Source organism: Streptomyces sp. MS191 (assembly GCF_008042125.1).
Classification (GTDB): Bacteria; Actinomycetota; Actinomycetes; order Streptomycetales; family Streptomycetaceae; genus Streptomyces.
The window spans coordinates 34,605-50,019 of the sequence record NZ_RDBI01000031.1 but is presented as its reverse complement, the minus strand read 5'-3'; the positions used below and the strand labels follow the sequence as shown (position 1 = coordinate 50,019).

Genomic DNA, 15,415 nt, shown 5'->3' with positions numbered 1-15,415 from the left:
CGGCAAGGTCCCCCATGACGAGCCACGACACCACCGACTCCCGGCCGGCCCTCGGCGTCCACTCCGAGGTCGGACGGCTGCGGAAGGTCCTCGTCTGTGCGCCGGGGCTCGCCCACCGGCGGCTGACCCCGACGAACTCCGACGACCTGCTCTTCGACGACGTGATGTGGGTGGAGAACGCCCAGCGCGACCACGCCGACTTCGTCAACAAGCTGACCCAGCGGGGTGTCGAGGTCGTCGAGCTGCACAACCTGCTCACCGAGACGATGGCGATCCCCGAGGCGCGGGCGTGGCTGCTCGACCGCAAGATCATCGCCAACGAGGTGGGGCTGGGGCTGATCGACGACACCCGGGCCTTCCTGGAGTCGCTCGCTCCGCGCGCGCTCGCCGAGTACCTCGTCGGCGGCCTGTCGACGGCGGACCTGCCCGAGGACCACCGCTCCGGTTACGTCTCCCTGGCCCGCGAGGCCACCGGCGCGCGCGAGTACCTGATGCCCCCGCTCCCGAACACCCTCTACACCCGGGACACCACCTGCTGGCTGTACGGCGGCGTGACGCTCAACCCGCTGTACTGGCCCGCCCGGCACGGCGAGACCCTGCTGATGAAGGCCGTCTACCTCTTCCACCCCGACTACCGGGACAGCACCGTGTGGTGGGGCGACCCGGAGCAGGACTGGGGCCAGGCCACGTTCGAGGGCGGCGACATCATGCCCGTCGGAAACGGGGTGGTCCTCATGGGCATGAGCGAGCGCACCTCCCGCCAGGCCATCACCCAGGTCGCGGCCTCGCTGTTCGCGAACGGGGCCGCCCGGCACGTCGTCGTGGCCGGCATGCCGAAACTGCGGTCGGCCATGCACCTGGACACCGTCTTCACCTTCGCCGACCGCGACATCGTCACCCTGTACCCGCGGATCATGGACGCCGTCCACACCTTCTCGCTTCGCCCCGCCGACCGGGCGCCCGGTGTCGAGATCACCGACGAGGGCACGACCCCGTTCGTCGACGTGGTCGCGAAGGCGCTCGGCCTGCCGGAGCTGCGGGTGATCGAGACGGGCGGCGACGTCTACGCCTCCGAGCGCCAGCAATGGGACAGCGGCAACAACGCCGTCGCCCTGGAGCCGGGCGTCGTCTTCACCTACGACCGCAACACCCAGACGAACACGCTGCTGCGCAAGGCGGGCGTCGAGGTCGTCACCATCGTCGGGGCCGAGCTGGGTCGGGGCCGCGGCGGCGGCCACTGCATGACCTGCCCCCTCATCCGTGACGCGGTCGACTTCTGACCGGCGGAGCGGCGGGCAGGATCCGATCGGGGGTGTCGGCCTCCAGAGCCGCCTCGTCGGCGTACACACGGAAGGTCCCGTCGGTCACGCGGAGCACGGGCCACGTCCAGTTCTCGCCCGCCTCGGGCACCAGCACCTGGGTCGTGGCCCGCTCGACGTCGTGGACGACCACCGTCATGATCGAGCAGCCCAGATGCCCCATGGAGGGGATCAGCTGCTCCGGGTGGTCGTCGGGACCGCTCGCCTCCACGACGTAGAACCGGTCGTCCAGCCAGTAGCCGGACTCGTCGAGCCAGAGGTCGGGCGCGATCCGTACTCCGTCGACCCAGACGCCCACCGGGTCGACGGGCGGGCCGAGCCGCAGGTGCACGGCCCGGTGCCGGTCGTTCCCGGAGAACTTCACGCGGAGCCCCAGCGGGGACCAGCAGTCGATGAACGAGCTGCACGCGCCGGGGACGGGACCCGAACGGAGCCGGGAGCCGGCCGGCGGGTCCTGCCGGCAGAGCCGCGGATCGCGGCAGGGCCGGTCGACGCGGCGGCTGCAGCCGAGGCCGAGGGCCGCGCAGTCGCGCGGGGCCGCCCGGGTGAGGATCTCGGCCAGGCGTTCCCGGTGCCGCTCCTCGTCGTCGGGGCCGGTCCGGTCGGTGCGCTCGTCCGTCCACCAGGCCCGGAGCTCGGCTCCGGTCGGCGAGACCCGGAGCCACTCGTGCCACACCTCGATCTCCCAGCGGTGCGGACTGAAGTCGTCGTCCACCGGCGGCCCGCTGTCCGGCGGTCCGGTGTCCGGCGGTGCCTCCTCGATCGTCGCAGGCGTCCTCTTCCTGCCCCAGCGCCATCGCACGACGACTCCCCCGCTCCCCCGCGGCCCGGCCCTCCGGCCGGCTCCCGTCGAGCGTAGAACGCTCCCCCGCGACGGTCCGAACGGATTTCCGTCCCTCACGCCGGCCGGGGCGGTACCGGGCGGGCGCGCCCCGGTACCGCCCCGGCCTCCGTTCAGCGGGGGTTGCCGGCGTGGGTGAGGGTCTCCCAGGCGACGAACAGGTTGTTGCTGCCGGCCGGCCGGTTGGCCTCGGTCAGCGCCCGGGTGTTCGTCATCGCGTATCCCATGCGGCCGTTGAGTGCGTTGAAGCCCACCTCGGTCACCGGTCCGAGATGGTCCTTCAGGGTGCCGCCGCACAGCGTGCCGGGGACGGGCGCGCCGCGCTCGTACGTCGCCTGGAGCCCGAGTGCGTGCCGCAGCCGGTCCGCGATCTCGGGGTAGAGGTCCTGGCCCTGGATGCGGCTGGTCTCGGCGATGTGCGAGATGGCGGAGAGCCCGTATCCCGTGTGGGTCAGATCGCGGCAGGTCTCCTGTGTCAGTCCGTCGACGAAGGTGGTCTGCCCCTGCCAGTAGCGGACGATCTCGTCGCGGGTGTCCAGTCCGCTGCCCGGCGCCGTCTTCGGGAGGCTGCCGTCGCCGGTCAGATAGATGTACGCGGGGACCCGGCCGCGGAACAGGGCGACCGCACGGTCGTAGGCGGCCCGGTCCTCCAGGAAGACGGCGATGCCGATGGCGGCCTCCGTCATGCTGAGCTCCCAGTTCCCGTTGGAGCGGGAGCCGCCCGCGACCTCGGGGAGGTACACGGTCCGCAGCATGCCGGCGAAGCGGTCGATCCGGGCCCGGGGCCAGCCGTCGGGGTAGGTGTAGCGGATGATCTCGGCCGCCCGGGGCCAGGACGAGCCGGCCCAGCCCGTCTGGAGCGGCGCGTTCGAGTTGGTGTGGTCCCTGATCACCGCCGACCAGGCGTCCATGATCTCGACGGCCTTCCGGGCGTAGCGGCTGTCCCGGGTGACGTACCAGGCCAGGGACAGCGTGTACGCGGCGAGGGCGTCCTCACGCTCGTCGGTGCACCCGTGGTCGGGGTTGGAGTAGGAGCCGCACTCGACGACCGCGCGCGGCTTGGCGGTGCGGGACAGCGAGGCGTACCTGCTCGCCATCATCCGGTCGAAGGCGCCCTTCCACGGCTGGGCGCCCGCCTGCACCTTCTCGCGGGTGAAGTCCAACTGTCCGCGGGAGACGAGGACTCCGGGATGGGCGAACGCGGCCGGCGCGGCGGCGGCCCGACCGGAGGCGGGGGCACCGAGCAGAGTGACGAGCAGGGGAAGCACCAGTAAGGCGAGTACGAGGGGGGACGTCCGACGGTCCGACAACCTCCTGCGGGACATGCAGCGACCTCCAGTCATATACATGAACGACGGCCAGGAGCTTGACCGAGAAGGTAGAGGTCTGGACCAGAGGCGTCAATGGGTGCGGCATCGGAGCTCGGCGCACCCGTGGCGCGACGTCGACCGTTCGATTAAATGCCGGATCCATCCGATAATGAGCGGTATGGCACAGAAGGCATCCGCGTCGCATGGACCGCCGACCCTGACCGTCAAGGGCCGCGACATGCGCCTGCGTACCATCGGTTTCCTGGTCCTCGCCGCGCTGGCCATCTGGTTCATCGCGGCCAACACGGGCTCCGTGACCATCAAACTCTGGATCCCGACGGTGACGCTGCCGCTCTGGGCCGTCCTGACGGTCACGCTGCTGGTGGGCATGGTCTTCGGTCTCTTCATCGCCCGCCGGCGCGCCACGCGGTCACGCTGAGACGCCGTACGCACCGCACTTCCGCACCCGGCCACCCGACCGGGGAGCGCGGTCGGCTCTCCCGCGAACGCGCCGGACGGCGGACGGCGGACGCGCGGGAGCCGCACGGCGCGGGCTGCGCACGTGCGGCTCCGGTGCGGCGGCGACGCTACGGGGCGAAGTCGCCGATCACCTCACTCATGTTGTAGCTGTACAGCTCGCGCTTGCAGGCACCGCACGACGCGCTCGGCGCGTGCTCGCTCAGTGACCACAGCTGCGGCGGGAAGCCGTCGCCGCGGCCGTGCGCGAGGTACAGGTCCTCCGGGCCGAACGCGCTCTGCAGCACCTTCGCGTTGCCGACCAGCTGCGAGGTGCCGTCGACCGTGCCGACCGCCGCCTGGAGCAGCCGGCCGTTGTCGTACCCGTTGCTGCGGTGGAAGTACCACTTGCCCTCGTATCGCGTGACGCCCTGGATCTTGTGCCAGAGGGGCTCGCCCCCGAAGGTCACGCCGGTCGGCAGGCCGTAGGCCGCGTCCGCGTTCGCCTTCGTACCGGCCGCGGCCTCGACGGCGGCCGCGACCGAGGCCATCGGGTAGGTGCCGACCCGGCCCGGGCTGGAACCGCCGTTGTTGGTGTTGCAGTACTCGCCGAGGACCAGGTGGTCCGTGTCCGTGCGGTCGAGCGAGACGTACGACGCCTTCGGACGGGCCGTGGCGTAGCACTGGTTCTTGCTGGTGTCGCCGGTGGGCTTGGCGGCGGTGAACCGCAGCGAGGCGACCTGCGGCATGACGTAGCGGTAGCCGTAGCCGTACCAGACGTTGCTCTGCCGGCCGATCCGCTTCTTGTCGACGACGTCGCTGACGAGGCCGTCGAGCGTCGGGTCGTTGACGTCGGCGTCGTTGTCCGGGTTCAGGTCCATGATCTTGCGCAGGTCGAAGACCCGGAGACCGTTGGAGGTGTCGGCGACGTAGAGGTAGTTGCCGTACCAGACCATGCCGCCCGCGTGGATGCCGGTCTGGGCCCTGCAGGTGTTGGTGACGGAAGTGGTGCACGTGCCCTCACGCGCGTGGAGCGCGTCGAAGGAGATGTGGTCCTTGGAGTTGAGGTAGGGCCAGACCAGCAGCACATGGCGGTACATCCGGGTGGCCTGGTTGAAGAAGCTGACCCGGATGCCCTTCTCGTTGCAGGCGTCCGAGGCGCTGTCCTGGACGCAGTTGTCGCGTCCGGCGGTGTAGTCGCTGCGACCGGGATTCTCTTTGTCGTACGCGGCGACGGCGATCGGTTCGGCGTTGGACGTGCCCCAGTCCTCGTCCTCCTGGGCGTCCGAGACACCGGTGATGGCCTGCGGGATCCACTCGGTGGAGGTGGCGTCGTCGCTCTTCCAGCACACCCGGTGGTTCACGGCGAGGTCGGGACCGTAGATGCCCGCCGTCCCGCAGTCGCCCTCCCACCCGGACTCCCGGTTGGCCTCCTCCATCAGGTCGGTCAGACCCTGCTCCGGAAGGGCGCCCTCCAGCTGGTCCACCAGGCCGGCGAGCGAGGAACCCGTCTCCAGCTGGAAGTCGCCGGCCCGGCCGGGCAGCGGGGCGGCGAGCGCCTGCACACCCGCCGGGGCCGCCGTGCGGGCCGAGGCCAAGGCGGAGACGGACGCGAAGTCGTCCTGCTCACCCTCGGGTTCGTCCTCGAAGCCGTCCTCGGGCATGCCCTCGACCGGATCGTCCACGGCCACGGCCGCACGCGGCGCCCGGTCGGGCGCGGCGGAGGCACCGGCGGCGGGGAGGAGCCCGGACACCAGGGCACCGACCAGAACCGCTCCGGCAAGGTGGCGTATTCGGTGGGACGGATTTGTCATGTAAAGGCCTCTCGCGGGAGAAACATGCTGGTCAGACACACCCTGACGATGCGTCGGGTGTGCGCGGGGCCTCACGCTAACAAGCGGAATCCATGCCGCCTAAGAACATGTGAACGAACGTCACCAATCCCACACGCGGGGTCGTGGCCCCCGGCCGACGACGGCCGGCGGGAGTGCGCCCGGCACGCGCTCCGCGAGAGGGCGGGCGGGCGCACCGGACCGGGAGAGTGCGCCGTGGCGCGGGCGCCGCCGACGGGTGCGACGCGTGCGCGGTGCGGGGATCAGCCCCGGACGCCGCCGATCCGCATACCGGGTCGGCGGGTGTGCACGGTCAGGTAGGCGAGCCCCCGCGCACCGGCGGCCAGGCCGCGGATGGCTCCGTGGGGCAGCCAGACCAGGCTTCCCTCGCCGAGCGGGAGCGGCCCGTCGGGGCGCAGGAGGGTGCCGTCGCCGGCCATCACGAGGAGGAGGACGTCGAGTTCCGGCTCGACGTGGGTCTCCACGCGCCCCCCGGGCGGGACGCTCACGACGTTGGCGTCCAGCTGACGGCCGGATTCGGCGAGGCGCCACACGGCACCCGAACGTCCCGGGGCGATCGTCGCCAGGGCCGCCGTGTCGCAGAGGACGTGCGCCACGGGTGCGCTACTCGGGCGGCCGGGCCCCTCGGGTCCGTCGTTCGCTGCCGAGACCATCGGGTGCCACCGTTCCTCCGCCGTACGGCTCGTGCCCCACGCCGTCCGCGGCTCTGCCGGAGCCTGGCGACGGGTGGAGCAGGAACGTAGCACGCGGGGGGCCGCACTTGTCCGGTACGCACCGGTCAGGGCCGCTCGACCGGTGCCGCCTCCCGCCGGCCCGTGTCCTCGGCGAGGGCGGCGACCTGGTCGCTGATCATGTCGAGGATCGCCGCGAAGGCCGGCTCGTCGTCCCCCAGGACCAGGAAGTTCAGGGTCAGGCCGTCGGTCGCGGCGGCCAGGTAGCGGGCCAGCACCGGGGCGGGGACGGCGAGTTCGAGGCACATCGCGGCGCCGAGCTGCTCGATCAGTTCGAGGTAGATCTCGCCGTAGCGCTCGTGCTGGCGGCGTGCCAGCGGCTCGAAGCCCGGGGTGCGCAGCGCGTACTGGGTGAGCTCGTAGGTGAGCATGTGCTCCTCGGGCTGCGCGCGGACGTGGTCCCAGTACGCGCCGAAGCCGGCCCGGATGGTCTCCCGCACGGTGTCGCGGGGCCGCAGTGCCTGCTTGACCACCCCCACGTAGTGGTCGGTGATCGCCGTGATCACCGACTCCAGGAGCGCCTGCTTGGAGTCGAAGCAGTAGTGGAAGACGCTGAGGGACACGCCCGCCTCGGCGGCGATGGACCGGGTCGTCGTCCGCGGGACGCCGTCGCGGGCCATGGCCCGGATCGCCGCCTCGGTGAGCTGCCGGCGCCGTTCGACGAGCGGCATGCGGGTCATGCGAAGTCCCTCTCGGTGGTACGGCCGTGACCGGGCGGACCGGTCTCCCGGTCCGCCCGGTCACGGGCTGTCTGCGCACGCCCCGGCGATTCCCGGGCCGTCCTCGCGGGGTCCGCCCACCGGGCGCGGCCGTGATCGCCCGGTCCGCCCCGGTGGGCGTGCCCGCCCCACGCACGATCCGTGGGGCGGCGCCGTCAGCTGCTGTAGACGCCGACCTCGTGGAGCGAGTAGCCCCAGCCGGTCCCGCGCTGCACCCCGCTGATCCGGACGTACCTGGCCGTGGTCCCCGCGAACTGGGCCGTGTCGAGGCCCCCGTCGCCGGTCGACGTGGACCAGGCCGTCCGCCAGGTGCTGCCGTCGTCCGAGAGGTCGATGCGGTACGACCTGCCGTACGCGGACTCCCAGTCCAGCGTCACCCGCTTGACCAGCTGCGGCGATCCGAGGTCGAGGCGCAGCCACTGCGCGTCGTTCCACTCGCTCGCCCAACGGGTGCCCCGGTCGCCGTCCACGGCCCGGCCGGGCACGTACGACACGAAGGGGTTCCACCACTCGCTGGTGGAGGCCGAGGCCGGTGCGTGGGCGGCCAGGTTCACGCCGGCCCGGTGCTCCTCCGAGGCGCCCCAGGTGTCGAGGTAGGACTCGGCGCCGCGGAACATGTCGTCCACCACGCCCTGGCCGCCGACCAGTCGGACGTCCTCGATCCAGTCGGGGACCAGTCCGTAGTGCGAGGCGCCGTCCGTGTTCAGGTCCCACGTCCGCTGCCCGGTGGTCTGGCGGTCGATGACGGAGCCGCCGTCGGTGCTGCGGAACGGGTAGCGCACCGGGTTGGGCGTGTCGGCCCCGCGCGGCCCCGGCCAGCCTCCGACGCCGTTCATGTCGGTGCCGTAGCCGTAGCCCACGTGGTACTTGTCCCGCAGCGCGTCGGTCCGCTTCGCCTCCGCGCTGAAGGCCTCTGAGCCGCTCATGTACTGGGCGATGAAGCCGCCCAGCGCGTAGACCCGCTCGGTCCAGTTGAGGTCCATCCAGCTGTGCGAGGAGATGACGCCGGGGTACGACTCGGACTCCAGGATGTCCAGGGCCCGGCCCGCGCCCTTGACGCTCATGTGGTCGATCTCGAGCATCATCTTGCGTTTCATCATGCCGCGGACGGCGTACTCGCCCAGGTCCGTCAGGCCCCGGGTGTTGCACTGGGCGCCGGACGCGTACGACGGCACCGCCACACCCGCCGGCAGCTCGGCCTCCGCCTTCGGGGCGGCGGCGAGTCCGATCGGGTTGTCGTGCTGCGGGCCCTTGCACGTCTCGGTCTGCCAGAAGGTGCCGGTGGACAGGAACTGTCCGACGTTGATCGCGGTGCCGAGCGCGCCCTGGTCGAACCGCACCCCGCACAGGGCGTTGTCGAACTTGTGGCAGAGGAACATGCTGCGGACCCCGAGCCGATGCAGCTCGTCCAGACCGCGGTCGATGTCCGCGCGGTCGCACTGCGCGATGTCCAGGATCTGCTTGCAGCCGAACGGCTCGGAGGTCTCGACGCCGAGGACGACCGCCAGCTTGCCCTGCTTGATCACGTCGCGGGCCTGGGCCGAGTCGAGGACGATGCGGAACCAGCCCTTACCGGCGCCGCCGTACATCTTGTCGATGTAGTCCTGCATCTCGTACATCTTGCGGGCCTGCAGGCGCAGCGAGGTCATCTCGTCGCAGCTGCGGTCCTTGAAGAAGTAGACCGAGCAGATGACGCCGTTGGTGACGAGGTCGTTGACGAGGACCCGCTGGCCGCCGCGCCAGGCGCGCTCCACCCAGGCGTAGTAGTTCTGCTGGTGGGTCAGCGAGTCGTGGGCCGGCCAGTCCTTGAAGGTGGGCCAGCCGTTCGGGTCGTGCTTGCCGTCCCCGCCCTTGGTGATGAAGTCGAAGACCGCCAGCGAGCCGTCGGGGTAGTGCTCCGGACAGTCCTTGAGCGCGTCGGCGACGCCTCCCTCGGAGAATGCCTTGCCGCAGATGAGGCGGCCGCCGAAGGCCTCGTTGGACATGATGTGGTTGTGCGCGTCGACGAAACCGCGCACCTCGCCCTGGGCGTTGGTGCCCTTGAACGGCTCGCCCACGACGTCGATCTCCGAGTCGGGCGCGGGCCGGGCGACGGGGTTCCACCAGGCGCCGTCGGCGGCGGAGCCGGGTGTGGGAGCGAGCAGGACGGCCATCATGGCCAGCAGCAGTGACAGCACCGCCAGGGGTTTGCGCCTGCTGTGCGTGGGTCGCGTCATGGACATCACTCACGTCTCCGGTCGGCGGACGGCGCGGCTCTGAGAGTTGTCATGTTCCGCGCGAGGGTTGGTCGAGAATCCCGACTGACGGAAGCAGAGTCAAGAGTCCGGGACGGATGACCTGATGGATGATCTGACGGATCGTCGGGAGGACGTCCGGGGGGAGGGTGGTCCGCGGGCAGGTGTACCGGTCAGCGGAATTCTCCGGGCTCCAGGACGACGACGCGACCTCCTTCGCCGCCCTCGGCATCCGCTCGGTCTACGACCTGCGGACCGAGGGCGAGCGCGCGGCACAGGCGAACGTGGTCCCGGACGGTGTCGAGTACGTCATCGTCGACGTCCTCTCCGATCACTCCGGCGCCGGGCCGGCCCAGCTGCCGCAGATCCTGAGCGATCCGAAGGCCGCAGCGGAGATGCTCGGCGGGGGCAAAGCGGTCAAGATCTTCGAGGACAGCTACCGCGAGTTCTTGTACCTGCCCAGTGCGATGGCGGGGTTCCGGCGGTTCTTCACCGCCATCGCGCAGCAGGAACACCGGCCGGCGCTGTTCCACTGCACCACGGGAAAGGACCGGACGGGCTGGGCGGCGGCTTCGCTCCTCATGCTGCTGGGCGTCGATGACGACGACGTCCTCGCCGACTACCTGCTCACCAACGAGGAGCTGCTGCCCTCACTGCAGCCGACGATCGACCAGTTCGCCTCGATCGGTGGTGACCCCGAGCTCCTGCAGCCGGTGCTCGGTGTCCGCACGGAGTACCTCGACGCCGCCCGGGACGAGATGACCAACAGATACGGGACCATCGACGGGTACTTCTCCGACGGCCTCCGACTGGACACGGCGACCATCGACCGGCTGCGCTCGTCCCTCGTGGAGACCGCATGAACGACCTCACGGCAGTCGACGTCCTGCTCACACCGGACGAGAGCATGATCGCGCTGGCCAAACGGGTCAACACCCGCATGCTCACCAGCGTCCCCCCACCCACAGGATTCGCCCTCGACGAGCACCACCAGCCTCACATCACCACACTGCAGCGCTACGTCCGGACCGCCGACCTCGACCAGGTGTACGCGGCGATCGACGACGTGCTCGCCTCAGTCGACCTGTCGACCCTGAAGCTGACCGCACAGCGCCTCGCCCACATCGCGGTGGAGCCACCGGTCGGGCTTGTAGCGATCCTCATCAAGCCCGGCCCCGAGGTCCTCGACTTCCAGGCGCGCCTCATCGACGCCCTGCTCCCCTACTGCGGGAGCGGTGGCACCGAGGACGCCTACGTCCGCACCGACGCCGAACCGAGCATCAACGCGCCCACCCTCACCTACATCGAGAACTACGTCCCCGAGCACAGCGGCGAGAACTACCTCGCCCACGTCACGGTCGGCCTGGCCACCCTCGACGACCTCGGCACGCTCGAAGCCCAGCCGYTCGACCCGCTCACCTTCTCGGCGAGCGGCGTCAGCATCTACCAACTGGGCAACAACGGCACAGCGGCCAGGGCTCTCAAGAGCTGGCGACCCTAGGTCCTGTCCGGGCGATCTTCTCCGGCAGTCTGCAACCGGGACCGCTTCGGCAGGCGTGTTGATGATCTGAGTGATACGAAGCGAGAAGTCGTCGTCCGTCAGGCCGCCACGGGGATCCGACCCGTTCGGCCAAGAGGTTCTGGAGCTGTTCCGTGTCGGATGAGATCACCCGTCACCCTGTCACCGCCGACGATCTCGATCTGCACGAGAGGCAGTTCAGCGGGCCGGATGGCGGGGGCGACCGTCAACGGTTCGGTTCCCGGTCGACGGACGGGGTGCGGCGCGGAACGGACCACGACCAGGTACTCGAAGCCTTCCGGCTGGAATGCGCGGCACTCACCGCCGCCGCGGCCGGACTCTCCGAGGCCGGGTGGAACCTCCCGACACGCTGCACTCCCTGGACCGTGCGCGACCTGCTCGGCCACGTGTGCGTGGTGATCGACTGGCTGCCGGCCATGCTGGGCGCGCCCGCACCCGGCGAGGCGGAGATCTCCGCGGTGGAGTACTACCGTCCGGACGACCGCTTCTCACCCCGGACCAACGGCAAGCGGATCGCCCTGGCCCAGGACCGTGCGGCCGTGCCGGCCGACTGCGCCGCCGTCGCCGAGGACTTCGCCGCGACGTGGCGGCGGGTCGARCGGCTGTGCCGGGTCCAGCCAAGCGGCCGGACCGTGCGGACACGCCATGGCGACGCCATGCTCCTGTCGGAGTTCCTCCTCACCCGTGTCGTGGAGGTCGCCGTCCACGGCCTCGACCTGGCCGACGCACTCGGACGCGAAGCCTGGCTCACCCCCGCGGCCGGTGACACCGTGACGGACCTGCTGCTGGGCGCGGAGCACACCACGGCGGCCGGCGAGCTGGAGTGGAGCCGGCCCCGCTTCCTCCGCAAGGCCACCGGCCGGGAGCCACTGAACGAAGCGGAGGCCGCACAGGTCGAACGACTCGGCATCCGCTGGCTCGCCCTGGGCTGACGTCCGCGCCTACGCCCGGGCCGTCGGCCGGATTCAGAGGTCGATGACGATCTTCCCCGCGGTGTGGCCTTCCTGGCTGAGGGCGAAGGCCGCTCCGAGTTCGGAGAGCGGGAACGAAGCGGCGACATCGACCGTGAGCCTGCCCGAGTCCGCGAGCCGGCCCAGGGCCGCGAGGTCCTCGCCGACCGGCCGGACCCAGATCCACTGACCGCCCGCACCGAGCACGGCGTGGTCGGCGATGGAAGCGTGGCGCCCGCCCTCGGCCAACACGGCCAGGGTGGTCTCGAGGACCCCGCCCACGAAGTCGGCGACGACGGTGWCACCGTCCGGAGCGAGGGCACGGACGCGTTCGGTCAGCCCGTCTCCGTACGCTACGGGCTCGCAGCCGAGCCCGCGCAGACGGTCGTGGTTGCGTGGGGAAGCGGTGCCGATGACCCGCGCGCCGAGCGCCCGGGCGAGCTGGACGCCGAAGGACCCGACACCGCCGGCCGCGCCGTGTACGAGGACGGTGTCGTCGGCGACCGTTCCCAGACGTGTCAGGAGCCGGTGGGCGGTCAGGCCGGCCAGCGGCAGTCCGGCGGCCTGAGCCCAGGTCAGCGAGGCGGGCTTGGCGGCGAGGGCGCGTACGGGCACGCTGACGTATTCCGCGAAGGTGCCGCCGTGCACGTAGTCCTTGCGGGCGTAGGCCATCACCTCGTCGCCGACGGTGAACTCGGGCACGTCGATGCCGACTCGCTCGATCGTGCCGCTGACGTCCCAACCGGGGACCACGGGGAAGACGACGTCCATCAGGCTGTCGAGCCCGCCCGCCATGATCTTCCAGTCGACCGGGTTGACCGCGGCACACCGGACCTTGACGAGCACCTCCCCGGGAGCGACCTTCGGCAGCGGCAAGCGGGTCTCGCGGAGCACCTCCGTGCCGCCGTAGGTTTCGTACGCCATCGCCCTCATGGTGTCTTCGGACATCCCTGCAACCTTTCCTGTGCCGCTCGTTGCGCCGCTCCATCTGAGCACGGAGCGACCCGGACAGGCCGAGGGACTCGCTCACGCGGCTTCGCCGACAACACCTCCGCCGCGCGTGCCCACGGCTCGTCGAGGCGTTCGCTGCGTCGGGCTCGGTCAGGGGACCCCGCCGCTGAAGTGGACCGGACGGCCCTGAGCATCGGCCGCCCGCCCGAACCACGTGGGAGGGGTAGCCATGCAGGGTGTAACAGACGATACATTGGGGCCTACAACGGCTGCGGCTGTCGGATATTTTCACGATCGGCTTCGAGCAGCTTCGAGAAGGACCCGCGAACCCCGGTGCAGACAGGCACCAGGACGCACCGCAGCGATGACAGGAAAGGGCGCACGATGAGCGGCACTGTCGCCGACGAGATCCGGGAGAGGCTCGGGGACCTGAGCCCGGCTGAGCGCAAGGTGGCCCGCGTGCTTCTCGCGGGGTACCCGGCCGCGGTCTTCGAGACTGTCGCGATCATCGCCGAGCGGGCCTCTGTGTCGGCACCCACCGTGCTGCGATGCGCTGCCAGGCTCGGTTACAAGAGCTTCCCCGACCTTCAAGCGGCCCTGCGAGCCGAGCTCGACGCACGCACGGCGTCGCCCCTCACGCTCTACGAGAGCTCGCAGTCCGCGCAGCAGCAGTCCGCTCCCCCGCCTGCCGGCTCCGACGACGCCGTGCTACCGGGTGTCGGGAACCTGGAGACCCTGCAGCATGCGGTGTCGAAGACCTTCAAGGAGGTCTCCTCACACGACTTCGACAAGGCCGTGGAGCTCCTCTCGGACAACCGGCGCCGTATCTACCTGGTCGGCGGGCGGTTCACCCGCCTTCTGGGCGAGTACCTCGGCCTGCACCTGACGCAGTTGCGCCATCAGGTCGCGCTCCTTCCCGACAAGGACGTCGAGAGGGCCGCGACGCTCGCGCAGTTGGCCCGGCGCGACGTGACGGTCGTCTTCGACTACCGGCGCTACGAAGAGGACAAGACCATCATCGCCGAGCTCGCACGGGAGCGCGGTGGGAAGGTCATCGTCTTCACGGACCCCTGGCTGTCGCCGGCCACGGCCTACGCCGACGTGGTGCTCACCAGCCAGGTGGCCTCCGACTCCCCGTACGACAGCCTGACCCCGACGCTCGCGCTTGTCGAATCCCTCATCGCAGGCGTCCTGGACCGGCTCGGCCCGGATGCGCACCTTCGGATGCAGGAAGCCGAGGCGGCCGCGAGGCGCCTCGGCTTGCTGTGACGGTGGTGCTGGGACCGCTCTCGGAGGTGGCGGGTGGGTCGGGCCACCGCCACCGACCGCGACGTCAGTCGAGTGCGCCGTTGACGGTGGCCTTCGGGATGGAGATTCCGGGCACCTCGTACTTCTCCAGGATCTTCAGGTAGGTGCCGTCGTCCATGAGTGACTGAAGGGCGTCCCGGATGGCTTCCTTGAGTCCGGGGCTGTCCTTGGACACTCCGATGCCCATGGGGGAAGCGCTGTACTCGCCCACGGCGGCCCGCCCGGTGACGGTGGAGAAGGTGGCTCCCTTGTCGGCCGTGGCGGCCACGTAGCCGGCCGTGACCTCGTCGAGGTAGTCGGCGACGACCTTTCCGCTCCGCAGGGCGAGCTGCGCTTCGGAGTCCTTGGCGAAGGCCATGATCTCGATGGGCGGAAGGCCCTTCGCCTTGCACAGTTCCTGCCGCTGCTGCAGCAGCTTCTGGTGGTTGGTTCCCGTCTGGACGCCGACCGGCTTTCCGCACACGTCGGTGACCACGGTGATCTTCTCGGGGTTGCCCTTCTTCACGAGCCAGCCGGGGCCGGCGTTGAGGTAGTCGACGAAGTCGACGGAGCGCTGCCGGGACTTCTTGTCGGTCATCGCCGACATGACGGCGTCGAACTTGCCCGCCTCGATCGCCGGCAGGAGGCCGTCGAACTTCTGGGACCGGAAGTCGAAGCGGACGCCCAGGCGCGCTCCGATGGCCTGTCCCAGATCGACGTCCAGGCCGGTGATCTTCCTACTGCCCTCGCTCTCGTACATCTCGAACGGCGGGTAGGGGACGTCGGTCGCGACCCTGACCGTGCCGGTGGAACGGATCGGTTCGGGCAGTCGGGCGTGCAGCGCGGCGTCGGGCTCGACGGTGAGGCCGGGCAGGACGGTGACGGGCCCCGCGGGGGCGGCGGCCTTGCCGGACGGCTCGGTGGCACTGTCCGTACCGCAAGCGCTGAGGAGGAACGTGGACAGCGTGAGGGCGAGGACTGCGGTTCTGCGCTGTGCGGGCATGACGGACTCCAGACGTGACTGCTGTGTGGTGGAGCGTGCGGGACGCGTGGGACGGGGCGTCGCGGGGGGCGCGCCGTACGAGGCTGATGCGACGCGCCGTCTCCTGGCCCCGTCGAGGTGTCGTCGCTTGGATGCGTGCCGGCGTGTCACCCGTCGTACCGGCTGCCGGCCGGGGTGCCGGCCCGCGGGCTTCGCGGGCCGGCGTCTCGTTCAGCGGTGTC

Annotated in this window: 14 protein-coding genes; 6 read left to right on the top strand and 8 right to left on the bottom strand. The window is 70.7% G+C overall.

The genetic code is table 11. The annotated features are described in order from the left end of the window. The first annotated feature begins 14 nt into the window (after window positions 1-14). Window positions 15-1,280, top strand: coding sequence for an arginine deiminase (locus EAO71_RS03705; RefSeq protein ID WP_147976315.1), 1,266 nt, complete (start codon window positions 15-17; stop codon window positions 1,278-1,280). Here the strand turns inward: EAO71_RS03705 and EAO71_RS03700 are convergent. Beyond that, window positions 1,255-2,121 carry a hypothetical protein gene (locus tag EAO71_RS03700; protein WP_147976314.1) on the bottom strand — a complete coding sequence of 289 codons (867 nt, stop codon included), beginning with the start codon at window positions 2,119-2,121 and terminating at the stop codon, window positions 1,255-1,257. The genes EAO71_RS03705 and EAO71_RS03700 overlap by 26 nt on opposite strands. Window positions 2,122-2,273: 152 nt before the next feature. Continuing rightward, window positions 2,274-3,485, bottom strand: coding sequence for an alginate lyase family protein (locus tag EAO71_RS03695; RefSeq protein WP_147976313.1), 1,212 nt, complete (start codon window positions 3,483-3,485; stop codon window positions 2,274-2,276). A gap of 163 nt (window positions 3,486-3,648) precedes the next feature. Between EAO71_RS03695 and EAO71_RS03690 the strand changes: the two genes are divergently transcribed. Further along, window positions 3,649-3,909 carry a LapA family protein gene (locus tag EAO71_RS03690; RefSeq protein ID WP_187282549.1) on the top strand — a complete coding sequence of 87 codons (261 nt, stop codon included), beginning with the start codon at window positions 3,649-3,651 and terminating at the stop codon, window positions 3,907-3,909. Between the two features lie 148 nt (window positions 3,910-4,057). Here the strand turns inward: EAO71_RS03690 and EAO71_RS38505 are convergent, their stop codons facing one another. The 4 genes from EAO71_RS38505 to EAO71_RS03670 all read right to left on the bottom strand — a co-directional run bounded on the left by EAO71_RS38505 (window position 4,058) and on the right by EAO71_RS03670 (window position 9,445). Next, complete coding sequence (locus EAO71_RS38505; RefSeq protein WP_187282548.1) at window positions 4,058-5,680, bottom strand: hypothetical protein; 1,623 nt, start codon at window positions 5,678-5,680, stop codon at window positions 4,058-4,060. Between the two features lie 341 nt (window positions 5,681-6,021). Next, the gene (locus EAO71_RS03680) at window positions 6,022-6,432 is read right to left on the bottom strand and encodes a cupin domain-containing protein (protein ID WP_147976312.1); all 411 of its coding nucleotides are present in this window, start codon (window positions 6,430-6,432) and stop codon (window positions 6,022-6,024) included. A gap of 125 nt (window positions 6,433-6,557) precedes the next feature. Continuing rightward, complete coding sequence (locus EAO71_RS03675) at window positions 6,558-7,190, bottom strand: TetR/AcrR family transcriptional regulator (protein WP_147976311.1); 633 nt, start codon at window positions 7,188-7,190, stop codon at window positions 6,558-6,560. Window positions 7,191-7,384: 194 nt separating this feature from the next. After that, the gene (locus EAO71_RS03670; RefSeq protein WP_187282547.1) at window positions 7,385-9,445 is read right to left on the bottom strand and encodes a galactose-binding domain-containing protein; all 2,061 of its coding nucleotides are present in this window, start codon (window positions 9,443-9,445) and stop codon (window positions 7,385-7,387) included. Window positions 9,446-9,585: 140 nt separating this feature from the next. Here EAO71_RS03670 and EAO71_RS03665 point away from each other — a divergent pair, with 140 nt between their 5' ends. From EAO71_RS03665 to EAO71_RS03655, 3 genes are all read left to right on the top strand, one after another. Then, window positions 9,586-10,326 carry a tyrosine-protein phosphatase gene (locus tag EAO71_RS03665; RefSeq protein WP_147976310.1) on the top strand — a complete coding sequence of 247 codons (741 nt, stop codon included), beginning with the start codon at window positions 9,586-9,588 and terminating at the stop codon, window positions 10,324-10,326. Beyond that, window positions 10,323-10,964 carry a hypothetical protein gene (locus tag EAO71_RS03660; protein ID WP_147976309.1) on the top strand — a complete coding sequence of 214 codons (642 nt, stop codon included), beginning with the start codon at window positions 10,323-10,325 and terminating at the stop codon, window positions 10,962-10,964. Before EAO71_RS03665 ends, EAO71_RS03660 begins: the two co-directional genes overlap by 4 nt. Window positions 10,965-11,116: 152 nt before the next feature. Further along, complete coding sequence (locus tag EAO71_RS03655) at window positions 11,117-11,935, top strand: maleylpyruvate isomerase N-terminal domain-containing protein (protein ID WP_261991977.1); 819 nt, start codon at window positions 11,117-11,119, stop codon at window positions 11,933-11,935. Between the two features lie 33 nt (window positions 11,936-11,968). On the opposite strand, the gene EAO71_RS03650 is transcribed toward EAO71_RS03655, so the two are convergent. Continuing rightward, window positions 11,969-12,886 carry an NADP-dependent oxidoreductase gene (locus EAO71_RS03650; protein ID WP_147976335.1) on the bottom strand — a complete coding sequence of 306 codons (918 nt, stop codon included), beginning with the start codon at window positions 12,884-12,886 and terminating at the stop codon, window positions 11,969-11,971. A gap of 351 nt (window positions 12,887-13,237) precedes the next feature. Between EAO71_RS03650 and EAO71_RS03645 the strand changes: the two genes are divergently transcribed. Beyond that, window positions 13,238-14,173: a MurR/RpiR family transcriptional regulator gene (locus EAO71_RS03645; protein WP_261991976.1), complete on the top strand. Its 936-nt coding sequence runs from the start codon at window positions 13,238-13,240 to the stop codon at window positions 14,171-14,173. Between the two features lie 64 nt (window positions 14,174-14,237). Here the strand turns inward: EAO71_RS03645 and EAO71_RS03640 are convergent, their stop codons facing one another. Continuing rightward, window positions 14,238-15,194: an ABC transporter substrate-binding protein gene (locus EAO71_RS03640; protein WP_147976308.1), complete on the bottom strand. Its 957-nt coding sequence runs from the start codon at window positions 15,192-15,194 to the stop codon at window positions 14,238-14,240. Window positions 15,195-15,415: the final 221 nt, after the last annotated feature.